Genomic DNA, 13,758 nt, shown 5'->3' with positions numbered 1-13,758 from the left:
CCTGCCGGATGAGGGGCTCCCCCAGAGAGGCGGACCCGTCGATGCCCGCACCCCCGGCCCACCCGTGGCTCGCCCCCGCCCGGCTCGCGGTCGCGGCCTTCGTCGCCGTCGCCCTCTGCTTCTCCGGTTACCGAGCGGCGAGCGGCCCCACCGGGGTGGTGAACTACTTCAGCTACTTCACCGTCCTCAGCGACCTCGCCGGTGTCGCGGTCCTGGGCTACGGCGGCTGGGCGGGCCTGACCGGCCGCCGCCCGGTGCCGGACGAGGTGCGCGGGGCGGTCGTGCTCTACCTGGTGATCACCGGGCTGTTCTACGGCACGTACCTCGCGAGCTACCCGGACCAACTGGTGATCCCGTGGGTGGACGACGTCCTGCACCGGGTGATGCCGCTCCTGGTGCTCGCCGACTGGCTGGTCGACCCGCCCGCCCGGCGCGTGCGCCCGGCCGCGGTGCTCGGCTGGCTGGCCTTCCCGCTGCTGTACCTGGTGTACGCACTGCTGCGCGGCCACGCCGTCGACTGGTACCCGTACACCTTCCTCGATCCCGGGCGGCACGGCGGCTACCGCCGGGTGGCCGGGGCCGGCTTCCTGATGACGGTGACCGTCATCCTGGTGGGGGCGGCCGTCGCCGCGGTGGGCAACGCCCTCGCCACCCGTCGGGACGTGCGCAGCGGTGCGGTCCCGAGGGGGCGCCACGCCCGGGCCGGAACGGGCTGACAGCCGACGGCGGCCCTGCGGCGCGTCCTACGGTGGGGTCATGCCCACGCTCCGAACCCTGACGTCCGCCGACTGGCCGCTCTGGCGCGACCTGCGCCTCGCCGCCCTGACCGAGGCGCCGAACGCCTTCACACACGGGCTCGCCGAATGGCACCGGGGTGGTGAGCAGCGCTGGCGCGACCGCCTCCACCTCCCGGGTGCCCATCACGTCGCCGCCTTCCTGGACGAGGACCCCGTCGGCCTCGTCGGCGGCCTGCGCGGATCTCCCGACGGCGTACGGGAGTTGCGCTCGCTGTGGGTCGCCCCGAAGGCGCGCGGCCGGGGTGTCGCGGACCGCCTGATCGAGGAGGTCGAGCGCTGGGCCCGCGTCACCGGCGGCACCACCCTCCGTCTCGCCGTGCTCCCCGGCAACACCCCCGCGTTCGCCCTGTACCGCCGCCACGGCTTCGCCCCGGTCGTGTCCGCGGGGGAAGCCGCACGGGAGGTCGTCCTGTCCAAGCCCCTCCGCTGAGTGACGCGGCCGGGACCGTGCCCTGCGCGGCCTGTGCCGTACGCGGCCCGTGCCCTGCGCGGCCTGTGCCGTACGCGGCCCTTGCCGTACCGGGGCCTGTGCCGTAACGGGGGACGGCACGGGCCCCGGCGTTGCGGGCCGCGACGGGCGGTCACATGTGGGTGCCGCCGTCGATGCGCAGCTCGGTGCCGGTGACGAAGGCGCCGTCGTCGGAGGCGAGCATGGCGATCACGCCGGCCACCGTCTCCGGGCCCGCGAAGCCCTGGCCGAGGGCGGGGGAGAGCTTGGCGAGCAGGCCGAGGTCGGCGTCGGCGGGGAGACCGGGATCGTTGGTCATGCCGCTGTCGATGCTGCCCGGCGCCACGCAGACCGCGCGCAGGCCCTGTCGGGAGTACTCCGAGGCGATGGCGTGGGTGAAGGACTGGATGCCGCCCTTGGTCGCGGCGTACGCGGCCATGTAGGGGTGGGCGAAGCTCGCGGAGGTGGAGCTGAAGTTGACGACCACGCCGTTGCCGCCGGCGAGGAGCGCGGGGAGCGCCTCGCGGGTCATCAGGAAGGTGCCGGTCAGGTTCACCGCGAGGAGCTTGTTCCAGAACTCCAGGGTGGTCCCGTGGGTGTGCGAGGACCGCAGGATGCCGGCCGCGTTGACCAGGACGTCGAGTCCGCCCAGGTCGGCGATCGCACCGGCGACGCCCGCGACGACGGCGGCCTCGTCGGAGATGTCCAGGACCCGGACGGTCAGGCGCTCCGCGGTGCCGTCGGCGGTTGCGCGGTCGAGGGTCTCCTTCAGGCCGTCCTCGTTGACGTCGACGGCGACGACCTTCCCGCCCTCGGCGAGGATCCGGTGCACGGTGGCCCGGCCGATGCCCGAGCCGCCGCCGGTGATCAGGACGTTCCGCCCGCTGAAGCGCTCCATGGTGGTACTCCGTTCGTTCGTGCGTGGTCTCTCGACCTCGGGAGGCACGGTACGCCCATGTGGCACGTTGTGCCAATAAGTCTTGTCGTGCCACTCATGCGCAGCGTGCCACTGTGGCACCACCCCGCGTAGGCTGACCCCGTGACCGGACGCCCGACCCTGAACCAGCGCCGCCGTGACGCCACCCGGCTGGAGATCGCCCGCACCGCCGCCGCGCTCTTCGCCGAGAAGGGCGCGGAGGCCACCACCGCCGAGGAGATCGCCCTCGCCGCAGGCATCTCGCTGCGGACCTTCTACCGGTACTTCTCCGTCAAGGAGGACGCCGTCGCCCCGCTGCTCGCGGCGGGCGGGCGGCAGTGGGTCGAGCGGCTCGCCGACAGTCCGGCCGACCTGCCGCTGCGCGAGGCGCTGGAGAGCGCGGCGGTCGCATCGCTGACGCCGGCCGACGAGGCGGGGGCCGAGATGATGCGGTGGACCCGCAGCCTGCTGCGAGACCCGCAGCTGGAAGGAACCTGGCAGCGTGTCCACGCCGACTCGGAGGTGCGGCTGCGCGCCGTCCTCGCCGAGCGGTGCCCCGCGGGCGCGGATCCGCTGGAGATCCGGCTGGCCGCCGCCGCCGCGACCGCGGCGATCCGGGTCGCCCTGGAACAGTGGGCCGCCTCCGGCGCCCCCGCCACCGGACCGGGCTCCCCGCGCGACCTGGGCGCCCGCTGCATGCGTGAACTCACGGCGGGGCTACGGCTCTGGGAGCGCCTGTCCTGAGCCCGGCGGGTGGCGGTCGACGGTCGGCGGCTCGTCCGTCCTCGGGTCGCCGGTGGGCGGGGACGGGTCCTGGGGCGGAGGAGTTCGGTGTGCGTGCTTCAGCCGGCGGATGACAGATGACAGATGTCGAAATTTGTCAGCTGAAATCTGTCGGTTGAACTCTGTCACCCGAAACCGGGCATCCGCTCCCCGTGACCTCCCAGCTGTCATCAGCGGGCTCCCAGCTGGCGTTAGGGTTGATCTTCGCGCCCCGGTGGGGGGAACCGGGGTCGACTCCTCGGATGTCCCCAGCGGAGGGGGCTGGAGTTCGAGGCGTGGGAGCAAGTAGGACATGGGTCTGACGAGCCACAAGGTGCTGGCGCTGACCGTATTGATCGCCGTCGTGGTGATGGGGGGAACGGTCTGGCTTTGGCCGAGACTGGCGGGGAAGACCTGGCAGGCGGTGTTGGGCCGGATCGGTGCGCTGCTCGCCTCCCAGCTCGCCGTCCTCGCGGCGCTCGGGCTGGTGGCGAACAGCTACTTCGCCTTCTACAGCAGTTGGGACGACCTGCTGGGCACCGGGGACACCGGCCCGGTGGTGATCCACAACAAGGCGGACGCCTCCGGACGGCTCCTGGTGGAGACGATCGGCCACGCCTCGGTCAAGGGCGGCGGCGCGATGGGTCGCGAGCCCGGCCAGTCGGGCGAGATCCGCAAGGTCCGGATCGACGGCGCGGTCAGCCGGCTCTCCACCGAGGGCTACGTCTACCTGCCCCCGCAGTACTTCCAGCCGGAGTACGCGCAGAAGCAGTTCCCCGCCGTGATCGTCAGCACCGGCTTCCCCGGGATCGCCGAGAACCTGATCACCCGGTTCAACTACCCGGGTGCGGCGCTCAAGCTGCTGCAGGAGGGCCGGATGCAGCCGACCGTCATGGTCCTGGTGCGCCCCTCGCCCGCTCTGCCGCAGGACACCGAGTGCGAGGACGTCCCGAACGGGCCGCAGTCCGACACGTACTTCACCAAGGACGTGCCCTCGGCGATCCAGGCCAGCTTCCGGGTCTCCTCCGACCCGCAGGCCTGGGCCTTCATGGGCAACTCGACCGGCGGCTACTGCGCGCTCAAGCTGGCCATGCGCCACCCGGACGTCTTCCCGACGGCCGTCGCACTCTCCGCCTACTACGACGCCGCCGACGACCCGACCACCGGTGACCTGTTCGGCGGCAGCAAGCAGCGCCGCGACGAGGCCAACCTGATGTGGCGGCTGAAGAACCTGCCGCAGCCGAACGTGTCCGTGCTGCTGGCCGGCACCAAGCGGGGCGACGGCGACTACCGGCGGGAGACCGAGGCCTTCGTCGAGTCGGTGCGGAGCCCGATGAAGGTCTCCTACAGCATGCTCGAGAACGGCGGCCACAACTTCGAGACCTGGAGCGCGCTGCTGCCGTCCTCGCTGGAGTGGCTGTCCCAGCACCTCAGGGTGCCGAACCCGACCGCCTGACGGCCGAACCGCCGAACCGCCGAACCGCCGAACCACCGAACCCCCGAACCCCCGGAGCCCATGGGCTCCGGGGGTTCGGTCGTCACGCGGTCGTCGCGCGGCTCAGGCCACCCGCTCCAGCGTCCCGGTGTGCAACTGCCCGACCCGGCCGCCCTCGCCCTCGAAGGTCCAGAAGGCCCGCACCGTCAGCTTGTTGAGGTCCATCACGTGGCTGACGGTGATCCCGCTCTGCTCCGTCCAGCTGACGAAGTAGATCTCCGGTGCGACCTCGGCGACGTGCAGCCGCACGTCCTCCCACTGGCCCGCGGACTCGCCGAGACCCTCCCAGCGCAGCCGCGTGCCGTCGGCCGAGTAGGTGTTGCGGAAGGCCGCGCCGGTGTCGGCCCGGAAGACGTAGGTACGGCCGGCGAAGGCGGGCGGGGACGCGGTCATGGTGGGGCGGCTCCTCGTTTCGTGGTGGAGGCGGTCTTGTGCACGGCGGAACATCTCGGAACTCCAATTTATCCGACCGGGTGCACTCGGTCAGATCTTTGCCGCGGTCGGGATCACCGACGCGCCGCCGGCCGGGGCCCGGGGTCCGGGGCCCGGGGGCCGGGGCTCGGAGCTCACCCGGGCGCCGGGCGCCACACCCGAGTCGGCGCCCAGCTCGCCCGACCGGCCCGTCCGAGCCGCCCTGTCCGAGCCGCCCCGCCCCCGGCGTCGGGCCGGGCGCCCCGCAGGTCATCTGCGGATCATCCCGCCGGGCAGGAATATTGATCAACTCGGCCGCCACGCAGCGTCGTTGATCGACACCGCTGTGACCTGCGCGACAACCGGCCCGGGGGAGTTGTCCGTTCACGTACGGCCTGCCTAGCCTGCAACGGTCGTCCGCCGTCGCGGACCCCGCCGCCGGGACGCCGAGTCCCGTCCACCCGCCGGCGGGTCACCGAGCACCACAGCGGACGGGAGCGGGGGAACCAAGGTCGGCGCCCGGCCCGTGCGCTCGCGCACACGGGTCGAGGCTAGGGGTGAAGCCGCGCCACGGGCGGCCGGGCAACTGCAGCCCGAACCCGACAGCTCACCTCGCAGGCGTCGCAGAGGTCGCCCATGCCCCAGCCTGCCGCCCGGCGCAGCGCGCCGCGCCACGCCCGTCCCTCCCGCCGCGGTCGCAACGCCGCCTTCGCCGCCACCGGGGCGCTCGCGATCAGCGGCGCCGGCCTGCTCGGACTGCCGTCCGTCGCCGGTGCCCAGGCCGCCACCGCGCCGACCGTCACCCAGGACCGCCTCGCCCCCGCCGCCATGGTCGCGGGCAAGGCCTCCACCGCCTCGTTGAGCCTGCACTCCTCGGCCTGCTTCACCGCGAAGACGGTGGGGGTGGGTGTGCGCGACGCGGGCGGCACCAACCTGGACTTCCCCGGCAACGCCTCCAACGTGCAGATCTGCCCGAGCGGCGTGAACTTCACCAGCGGCGCCCGCACCCTGCCCGCCGGCACGTACAGCCAGTTCGGCTTCTGGCAGGACGTGGCCGGTGCCTGGCACAACCTGCCCGCGCAGCAGCTGGTGGTCTCGGCCACCGGCACCACCGCGCCGACCCCGGCGCCGACGGCCACCCCGAAGCCGACGGCCGCCCCTTCCCCGAGCGCCACCCCCACTCCGAGCGCCACCGCCACCCCGACCGCCCCGGCACCGTCCACCTCGGCCCCGTCGTCCCCGGCCCCGTCGTCCCCGGCCCCGTCGTCCCCGGTCGCCGGCAAGTCGCTGACCTGGTCCGACGAGTTCAACGGCTCGATCTCCTGGGGCCAGCGCTGGGTCGGCGACAAGAGCACCGCCTACAAGTACGGGAACCACAACCCGGACGACAACAAGCTGGACTGGCTGAACAAGAACAACGTCAGCGTCGCCAACGGGGTCGCCACCTTCACCGCCACCCCCGGCGGCCCGGCCCTGGAGAACGGCAAGCAGTCCTGGAACACCGGCTTCCTGACCACCGAGGGCTCCAGCGAGGGCTTCCAGGTCAAGACCGGCGACTACGCCGAGACCCGGGTCAAGCTGCCCGCCGGCACCGGCGCCTGGCCGGCCCTGTGGACCTGGAAGAACGGCAACGGGGAGGTCGACTCCTTCGAGTACCACCCCGACAACCCGAACCTGCTGGAGCTGACCAACCACGTCAACCCCGGCAACGGCACGTACTACACCGACGCGAGCGCGATCGCGAAGGACCAGTGGGTCACCATCGGTACCTACTACGGCGCCAACTCGGTGGACTGGTACGTCAACGGCGTCAAGGTCTTCTCGGACGGCAAGGGCGTCGGCGCCAACTGGTCGGCGTACCTGATCCTCAACCTCTCCCTGAGCGCGGGGCAGTACCACCCCGCGCCGCAGGGCACCGCCCCGATCACCATGGCGGCGGACTACGTCCGCGTCTACCGCTGACGGGTAACCCGTAGGACCGTCCCACCGGGCGCCGGAGGCCGGCAGCCGCTCGCCGGCGCCCGGTGCCCGGTGGGACACCGCGGCTCAGGCGTCGCCGGACGTCTCGACGACCTTGATCTCGTACGGCTGCCGGTGGTTCTTCCCGAACGGGTCGTCCGCGCTGCGCACCGCGACCGACCCGCCCTCCAGGAGCCCGAGCGGCACAGCGGGGGAGAGCCGGACCGGGACGAGGGCCGTCGCGCTGCGCCCCTCCTTCAGGCCGGGACCGAACACGCAGCTGACCTGCCGGCCGAGCGCCACGACCTGGCAGTCCTCGGGGAAGTACGGGCCCTCCGCGGTCACCCCTTCCGGAAGGGTGACGGTGACCGTGAACGGGGACGCGGTGGTGTCCGGGCCGTAGTCGGCGACGAAGGCGTGGATCGTCGTCGTGCCGCCGGGCACCGCCGGATCCGGGTCGAGCCGGACCACCTCCAGGTGGGAGTGGGACGGCGCGGCGACCACGGCCGGCAGGGTGGACGCCTCGGGCGCGCCCGGCGCCGGGACCAGGGCCGGCAGGGTGGACACCCCGGACGTGCCCGGCGCCGCGACGTCGACCGCGGGCCGCGGCTCCGGCCGCTGCTGCAGCGCCCAGGACGGGCCGGAGCCCAGGACGGCCACCGCGCAGCCCGCCGTCACCGCCGCGACCAGTCCGGCAGTGCCGGACCTCCGCTTCCTCACGCCGCTCCGTGTGCTGCCGCGCACTTCCCGGTGCTCCATGCCGCTCACCCTGCTCCCGTGCTCCGGCAGCCCGCGCCGTCGCGGGCCGCGTCCGCACCAGGGTGGCCGAGCCGCCGTCGGGCGAGAGTGGCAACCCGCCCGTCGTGCGCCCGAACGGAGGACACCGGCGGCTGCGGGGATCCACGGCTGTCCGGATCCACGGCTGTCCCGGATCGGCGTGGAATGCAGGCGGGTTGAGGGGGCGTCAGGGGGCGAGGACCTGCCCGAGCCGGGTCGCGATCTGCTGCATCACCGGGACCAGCGAGGCGGCTCCGGCCTGCTCCTCCAGGGCCCGGATGCGGGCCTCCGGGCCGGAGACCGAGAGCGCGGTGGGCGTCGGCGCGCCCGGGACGGCGAGTGCGATGCAGCGGACGCCGATCTCCTGCTCCTGGTCGTCGACCACGTAGCCGCGTTCGCGTGCCTCGGCGAGCTGGCGCAGCAGCTCCTGCAGGTCGGTGACCGTGTACTCGGTGTGCGCCGCCAGCGGGTTGGGGCCGAGGACGGCGCGGGCCTCCTCCTCGGGCAGCTGGGCGAGCAGGGCCTTGCCGACGCCGGTGCAGTGCGGCTGCACCCGCCGGCCGACCTCGGTGAACATCCGCATCGAGCGGCGTGACTGCACCTGGCCGACGTAGACCACCTCGCCGCCCTCCAGCACCGCCAGGTTGGCGGTCTCGCCGGTGGCCTCCATGAGTTCGGCCAGGTAGGGGCGGGCCCAGCTGCCGAGGAGCCGGCCGGCGGTCTCGCCGAGGCGGATCAGTCGGGGGCCGAGGGTGTAGCGGCGGGCGGTGTCCTGGCGGACATAGCCCTGCTGGACGAGGGTACGAACCAGTCGGTGGATGGTCGGCATCGGGAGGCCGGAACTGGTGGAGAGTTCGCTGAGCGTGGCCACGCCGCCCGAGTCGGCCAGTGCCTCCAGGAGTTGGAAGGCGCGCTCGACGGACTGCACGCCGCCGCTCGCGCGGTCGGCGCCCGTCGTCGATGCTGTGTCGGGGGTCGCAACCACCGGCGTTCCCTTCGCTGTCGGGGAGGAGTAGAGTCCCGGCGACCTCATCAACAAACCGTTGAAATTCTGTATCGCGGAAACTAGTCTCCACCTTACAGAATCGAGCTCGCCGACAGGTGGGTATCGATCGAGGAAGTTCCCGAGGGGGCTCCCACCGGAGTTCCCTTCGCCAGGCTCAACCGTCTTAGGAGTGTCCTGCTCATGGCTGCAGATCAGGGGTCCTCCCCCAGCCTCCGGCCGGGGGTACCGCCAACCGCCTCCTCTCCTACCGCTCCGGTCGTCACCGTCGCCGGTCCGCGCGTCCACCGGGCGGAGGAGGTGCTCACTCCGGAGGCGGTCGCCTTCGTCGTCGGCCTCCACCGGGCCTTCGAGGGGCGACGGCAGGAACTCCTGGCCAGGCGGAAGGCCCGCCGCGCCGAGATCGCGGCAGCCGGCACGCTGGACTTCCTCCCCGGGACCGCCGACGTCCGGGCCGGTGACTGGAAGGTCGCCGAGGCGCCCCGCGCCCTCCAGGACCGCCGGGTCGAGATCACCGGTCCCACCGACCGCAAGATGGTCATCAACGCCCTCAACTCCGGGGCGCGGATCTGGCTCGCCGACTTCGAGGACGCCACCTCCCCGACCTGGGAGAACGTGGTCAGCGGCCAGATCAACCTGATCGACGCCTTCGAAGGCCGGATCGACTTCACCACGGCGGCCGGCAAGGGCTACACCCTCAAGCCCGCCGCCGAACTCGCCACCGTCGTGGTCCGCCCGCGCGGCTGGCACCTGGACGAGAACCACCTGCTCGTCGACGGCACCCCGGTCGCCGGTGCCTTCCTCGACTTCGGCCTCTACTTCTTCCACAACGCCGCCCGGCTGCTCGCCAAGGGCGCCGAGGACCCCAACTCCGGGCCCTACTTCTACCTGCCGAAGACCGAGAGCCACCTCGAAGCCCGGCTCTGGAACGACGTGTTCACCCACGCCCAGGCCGAACTCGGCATCCCGTACGGCACCGTCCGGGCCACCGTCCTGATCGAGACCATCACCGCCGCCTTCGAGATGGACGAGATCCTCTACGAGCTGCGCGACCACGCGGCCGGCCTCAACGCCGGGCGCTGGGACTACCTGTTCTCGATCGTCAAGAACTTCCGCGACGCCGGCGCGCACTACATCCTGCCGGACCGCAACAGCGTCACCATGGCCTCGCCGTTCATGGCCGCCTACACCCGGCTGCTGGTGCAGACCTGCCACAAGCGCGGCGCGCACGCGATCGGCGGCATGGCCGCGTTCATCCCCAGCCGCAAGGACCCCGAGGTCAACGCGGCCGCGCTGGAGAAGGTCAAGGCCGACAAGGACCGTGAGGCCGGCAACGGCTTCGACGGTTCCTGGGTCGCCCACCCCGACCTGGTGCCGGTCGCCCGGGCCTCCTTCGACGCGGTGCTCGGCGAGCGGACCGACCAGAAGGACGACCCCGGTCCGTCCGAGCCGGTCACCCCCGCCCAGCTGCTCGACATCGCCGGCGCCGGCGGCACCTGCACCCACGCGGGGCTGCACAACGCCGTCCAGGTCGGCATCCGCTACATCGAGGCGTGGCTGCGCGGAATGGGGGCGGTCGGCATCTTCAACATGATGGAGGACGCCGCCACCGCCGAGATCTCCCGCTCGCAGATCTGGCAGTGGATCCACAACGGGGTGGTGCTCGCCGACACCGGTGAGAAGGCCACCGCCGAGCTGGTCCGCACCCTGGTCGCCACCGAACTGGCCGAACTCCTCGCCGAACTGGGTGAGGAGACCTACAGCACCGGCCGCTGGCGCGAGGCCGCCCGGCTCTTCGAACAGGTCGCCCTGGCCGAGGAGTTCGCGGACTTCCTGACCCTCCCCGCGCTGCCCCTGCTGGACTGAGCCCAACCTGGTCCGCCGCCGCCGCCGTCGCCACCGCAGGCGCCTGCCGGGCTGTAGCACTCCGGCGGCCCGTTACTCCGTTCCGTACGGCGACGAATCCACCTGTCCTCTCGTCGCCGTACGGAACGGCCTTTTCCCCCTGAGGAGTTCACCCATGCCGCGCATCTTCTTCAACGGCCAGGCGATGGTCGGCGGCCCGTTCCACGCCAAGGTCGCCGACGCGCTGATCGGGCCCGTCCGGACCGCCCCCGGCTACCGCTTCTTCTCCATCGACCACAGCGGCGGCACGGACGTCTGCCCGGGGCTGCTGCCCGACCCGGCCGTCGACACCGCCATCGAGGGCGAGCTCTACGACATCAGCCTGGAGCGGTTGCGGGACGTCGTCCTGCCCGGTGAGCCGCGTGAGCTGGAGCTGGGCGTGATCACGTTGGAGGACGGCTCCGCGTGCTTCTCCATGCTGCTCGCCCGGGGCGAGGTCGAGCGCGGCGTCCACCGCGAGATCACCCACCACGGCGGCTGGCGCGCCTACCTCGCGACGATCGGGCGCGAGGCCTGAGGCCTGAGGCCCGAGGCCTGAGGCCCGAGGCCCGAGGCGCGGGGATCGCGCCGGCGGGCGAACAGGTGACGGCGAACGAATGGCAGCTGACAACGTTCGTCATCTGTCATCTGTCATCTGTCATCTGTCATCTGTTCGCTGAAAGCCGTCAGCCGTCAGCCGTCAGCCGCCGGCCCTCACCCTGGCCGTCAGCCGACGGCCGACGGCCGCGGTGCGACGGCGCCTGCCACCAGCCCGTCGCCCAGCGGGCTGCGCCCGTACAGCACCCGGCGGCCGTGCCGGTTGCGCTCCAGCAGCCCCGCCGCCGCGAGCGCGCCGAGGTGGCGGCTGACCGCGCCCGGGGTGACCCCGAGCCGCTGTGCCAGTTCCGTGGTGCTCGCCGGCGTCGCCAGCATCGTCAGCAGTCGCGCCCGTGGTGCCCCGATGAGTCCCTGCAGCGCCGCGTCCGCCCGCGTCGGCTGCTGCGTGCCCAGTCCCTCGGCCATGGTCGCCCTGCCGCGCGCCGGGTAGCAGACCAGCGGCGGCCCCGCCTGGGTGACGTCGGTCTGCGCGCCCAGCCCGAACAGGGTCGGGATCAGCACCAGCCCCCGCCCGGCGACGTCCACCGTGGTGCCCACCGCCTTGACGGCCGGGTTCGGGTCGACGAGCCGCAGCACCCCGGCGTGCCAGGTCAGCCTGGCGTCGAGGTCCGCGAACAGCCCCTCCGCCCCGCGTTCGGAGAGCATCCGCCCGCGGTAGGCGATGTCCGCCTCCAGTACCGATCGGGCGCGCGGCCACCAGGCAGGGGCGAGGCAGTGCGTCCAGTAGGCGTCCAGTGCCTGGGCCGCCCGGGCGGCCAGTGCCTCCGGGTGATCGATCAGCGCGGCCAGCACCGGTGGCAGCGGGCTCGGCTTCCCGCCGCCGCGGTACGCCTCCAGCACGTCGGACCGCACCACCTCCGCGGGGGTGGCTGCCAGTCGCGCCACCTCGGCCGCGAAGTCCGGGCGGGGGCCGAGCGGGCGCGGCGTGAGGAAGTCCGGCACGAAGCCGACGGGCGCGATCATCGACTCCAGCAGCGCGGTGTCCAGCCTCTCGTAGCGGTCCTGCCAGCGGGCGATCCACGGCTGCTGCTCGGGGTAGCGGGTGGGCGAGCGGCGGGCGCGCAGGCTCAACACCGCCTCCTGCAGGGCGGAGTAGCCGAACCAGGTGGCGGCGAGGTCGTCGACGCCCAGGTGGAACTCGAACATTGACCGTAACGGTAAAGGAATTCCGCCGATCGCAAAACACCGGTGTCCTTCTGCCATGTCCTCCACCGCCGTGCGTCCGCCCAGTTCCGGACGCCTCCTCCGTCATGACCCGTTGGTCCGCAGGCTCGCCCTGATGGGCCTGGTGACCAATCTCGGCAACGGGCTGTTCGTGACGGTGAGCGTGCTGTTCCTCACCCGTTCCGTCGGCCTGACGCCGGGTCGGATCGCGGTCGGGCTCACGGCGGCCGGTGTCTGCGGGGTGTTCGCCGGGTTGCCGGTCGGGCGGCTCGCCGACCGGGCCGGCAGCAAGCGGCTGCTGCTCGTGGTCGGGCCGCTGGAGGCGCTGGCCGTCCTCGGGTACGCCTTGGTGCACTCCTTCGCGGCCTTCGTGGTCCTGGCCTGCGTGGCGACGGTGCTGGAGCGGGGCGCCGCGGCGGTGCGCAGCGCGTTGATCGCCCGGGTGCTCCCGGCGGGGAACCAGGTCCACTCGCGGGCGCTGCTGCGATCGGTGTCGAACGTCGGCCTGGTGGTCGGCTCCGGTGGCGCGGCCCTGGCCCTGCAGGCCGACAGCTACGCCGGGTACGTCGCCGTGATGGTCCTGGACGCGGTCAGCTTCCTCGGTGCCACGGCGCTCCTGGCCGGTCTTCCGGCAGGCGGACTGACTGAGCGTCAGGGTATCGACACGGAAGGGGGGAAGGAGGGGCGGGGAGTCGCCCTGCGGGACCGCCGCTATCTGCTCGTGGCCGCCCTGCATGCCGTCCTGGAGCTCCAACTCGCGGTGCTCACCGTGGGGATACCGCTGTGGATCGTGCTGGGGACGGACGCGCCCCCGGCCGTGGTCGCCGCCGTCAGCGTGGTCAACTGCCTGCTGGTGGTGGTGTTCCAGGTCCGGGCGAGCCGGGGCGTCGTGGACGTTCCGACGGCGGCGCGGGCCTGCCTGCGGGGCGCGCTGCTGCTGACCGGTGGCTGTCTGCTCTACGCGACCGCCCGCTGGGGCCCGGCCGCGGTCGCCACGGTGGCGGTCCTCGTCGGCGCACTGGTCCACAGCCTGGGCGAGCTGCTCACCTCGGCCGGCGGCTGGACGCTGAGCCTGGACCTGGCCGACCCGCGGTCCCACGGCGAGTACCAGGGCGTCTTCATGAGCGGCCAGGCGGCGGCCCATGTGATCGGCCCGCTGGTGATCGGCCTGACGGTCGTCGACCACGGCGCCCTCGGCTGGGCGGTCCTCGGCGCCCTCTTCGCGGTCGCGGGCGCCGCGCTCCCGGCGGCCGTCGCCGGTGCCGCCCGGCCGGCCGGCACCCGGGCCCTGCCGGGCTGACCCCGTCGGGCGGCCGGGCCTCGGAGCCTCGGAGTCGTCGGGCCGTCGAGCGCCGAGCCGTCGAGGAACTGATCTTCGAGGGGCCCCTTCCCCACGGGGGTGGGAGCGGGCCCTTCGTCGGGCGCGCCACTGCCCCGGACCCTCGCCGTGGGTCCGGGGCAGCGGTCCGCGCACCCGCCTCGGCGTGCGCGGAGCCCGGGGGCGCACCGTCCCTGGGCGCCCCC

At 73.0% G+C, this 13,758-nt stretch carries 13 protein-coding genes and 1 riboswitch; of the genes, 8 read left to right on the top strand and 5 right to left on the bottom strand.

Going from position 1 to position 13,758, the window contains the following annotated elements:
• The first annotated feature begins 41 nt into the window (after positions 1 to 41).
• Complete coding sequence (locus ACFV04_RS17965; protein ID WP_380530016.1) at positions 42 to 716, top strand: Pr6Pr family membrane protein; 675 nt, start codon at positions 42 to 44, stop codon at positions 714 to 716.
• 40 nt (positions 717 to 756) lie between these two features.
• Positions 757 to 1,227, top strand: coding sequence for a GNAT family N-acetyltransferase (locus tag ACFV04_RS17960; RefSeq protein WP_380530014.1), 471 nt, complete (start codon positions 757 to 759; stop codon positions 1,225 to 1,227).
• A gap of 151 nt (positions 1,228 to 1,378) precedes the next feature.
• On the opposite strand, the gene ACFV04_RS17955 is transcribed toward ACFV04_RS17960, so the two are convergent.
• The gene (locus ACFV04_RS17955; protein WP_380340191.1) at positions 1,379 to 2,143 is read right to left on the bottom strand and encodes an SDR family NAD(P)-dependent oxidoreductase; all 765 of its coding nucleotides are present in this window, start codon (positions 2,141 to 2,143) and stop codon (positions 1,379 to 1,381) included.
• A 141-nt stretch (positions 2,144 to 2,284) separates the two neighbouring features.
• Here ACFV04_RS17955 and ACFV04_RS17950 point away from each other — a divergent pair, with 141 nt between their 5' ends.
• Positions 2,285 to 2,905 carry a TetR family transcriptional regulator gene (locus ACFV04_RS17950; RefSeq protein ID WP_380340194.1) on the top strand — a complete coding sequence of 207 codons (621 nt, stop codon included), beginning with the start codon at positions 2,285 to 2,287 and terminating at the stop codon, positions 2,903 to 2,905.
• Positions 2,906 to 3,236: 331 nt separating this feature from the next.
• The gene (locus tag ACFV04_RS17945; RefSeq protein ID WP_380340197.1) at positions 3,237 to 4,379 is read left to right on the top strand and encodes an alpha/beta hydrolase; all 1,143 of its coding nucleotides are present in this window, start codon (positions 3,237 to 3,239) and stop codon (positions 4,377 to 4,379) included.
• A gap of 102 nt (positions 4,380 to 4,481) precedes the next feature.
• Here the strand turns inward: ACFV04_RS17945 and ACFV04_RS17940 are convergent, their stop codons facing one another.
• On the bottom strand, positions 4,482 to 4,811 hold the full coding sequence (locus ACFV04_RS17940; RefSeq protein ID WP_380340199.1) for a MoaF N-terminal domain-containing protein: 330 nt from the start codon (positions 4,809 to 4,811) through the stop codon (positions 4,482 to 4,484).
• 488 nt (positions 4,812 to 5,299) lie between these two features.
• Positions 5,300 to 5,463, top strand: a riboswitch (cyclic di-AMP (ydaO/yuaA leader).
• A gap of 2 nt (positions 5,464 to 5,465) precedes the next feature.
• Between ACFV04_RS17940 and ACFV04_RS17935 the strand changes: the two genes are divergently transcribed.
• Positions 5,466 to 6,791, top strand: coding sequence for a hypothetical protein (locus ACFV04_RS17935; RefSeq protein ID WP_380530011.1), 1,326 nt, complete (start codon positions 5,466 to 5,468; stop codon positions 6,789 to 6,791).
• Between the two features lie 84 nt (positions 6,792 to 6,875).
• On the opposite strand, the gene ACFV04_RS17930 is transcribed toward ACFV04_RS17935, so the two are convergent.
• Entirely contained in the window at positions 6,876 to 7,508 is a 633-nt protein-coding gene (locus ACFV04_RS17930; protein WP_380530009.1) for a hypothetical protein, read from the bottom strand.
• Positions 7,509 to 7,752: 244 nt separating this feature from the next.
• Positions 7,753 to 8,598 carry an IclR family transcriptional regulator gene (locus ACFV04_RS17925; protein WP_380530007.1) on the bottom strand — a complete coding sequence of 282 codons (846 nt, stop codon included), beginning with the start codon at positions 8,596 to 8,598 and terminating at the stop codon, positions 7,753 to 7,755.
• Between the two features lie 153 nt (positions 8,599 to 8,751).
• Between ACFV04_RS17925 and aceB the strand changes: the two genes are divergently transcribed.
• Both aceB and ACFV04_RS17915 read left to right on the top strand, forming a co-directional pair.
• Positions 8,752 to 10,434 (top strand): malate synthase A, encoded by a 1,683-nt coding sequence (gene aceB, locus ACFV04_RS17920; RefSeq protein WP_380530006.1) that lies wholly within the window; start codon positions 8,752 to 8,754, stop codon positions 10,432 to 10,434.
• Positions 10,435 to 10,588: 154 nt separating this feature from the next.
• The gene (locus ACFV04_RS17915) at positions 10,589 to 10,990 is read left to right on the top strand and encodes a gamma-glutamylcyclotransferase (protein WP_380530004.1); all 402 of its coding nucleotides are present in this window, start codon (positions 10,589 to 10,591) and stop codon (positions 10,988 to 10,990) included.
• Between the two features lie 188 nt (positions 10,991 to 11,178).
• Here the strand turns inward: ACFV04_RS17915 and ACFV04_RS17910 are convergent, their stop codons facing one another.
• Positions 11,179 to 12,216 (bottom strand): winged helix-turn-helix domain-containing protein, encoded by a 1,038-nt coding sequence (locus tag ACFV04_RS17910; RefSeq protein WP_380530002.1) that lies wholly within the window; start codon positions 12,214 to 12,216, stop codon positions 11,179 to 11,181.
• Between the two features lie 55 nt (positions 12,217 to 12,271).
• On the opposite strand from ACFV04_RS17910, the gene ACFV04_RS17905 reads away from it, so the two are divergent.
• Complete coding sequence (locus ACFV04_RS17905) at positions 12,272 to 13,534, top strand: MFS transporter (protein ID WP_380530000.1); 1,263 nt, start codon at positions 12,272 to 12,274, stop codon at positions 13,532 to 13,534.
• Positions 13,535 to 13,758 lie beyond the last annotated feature (224 nt).

It is taken from the genome of Kitasatospora sp. NPDC059599 (assembly GCF_042735125.1).
Lineage (GTDB): Bacteria > Actinomycetota > Actinomycetes > Streptomycetales > Streptomycetaceae > Kitasatospora.
Note: the sequence above shows the minus strand (reverse complement) of the source record. Positions and strands in the feature narration are given on the sequence as shown.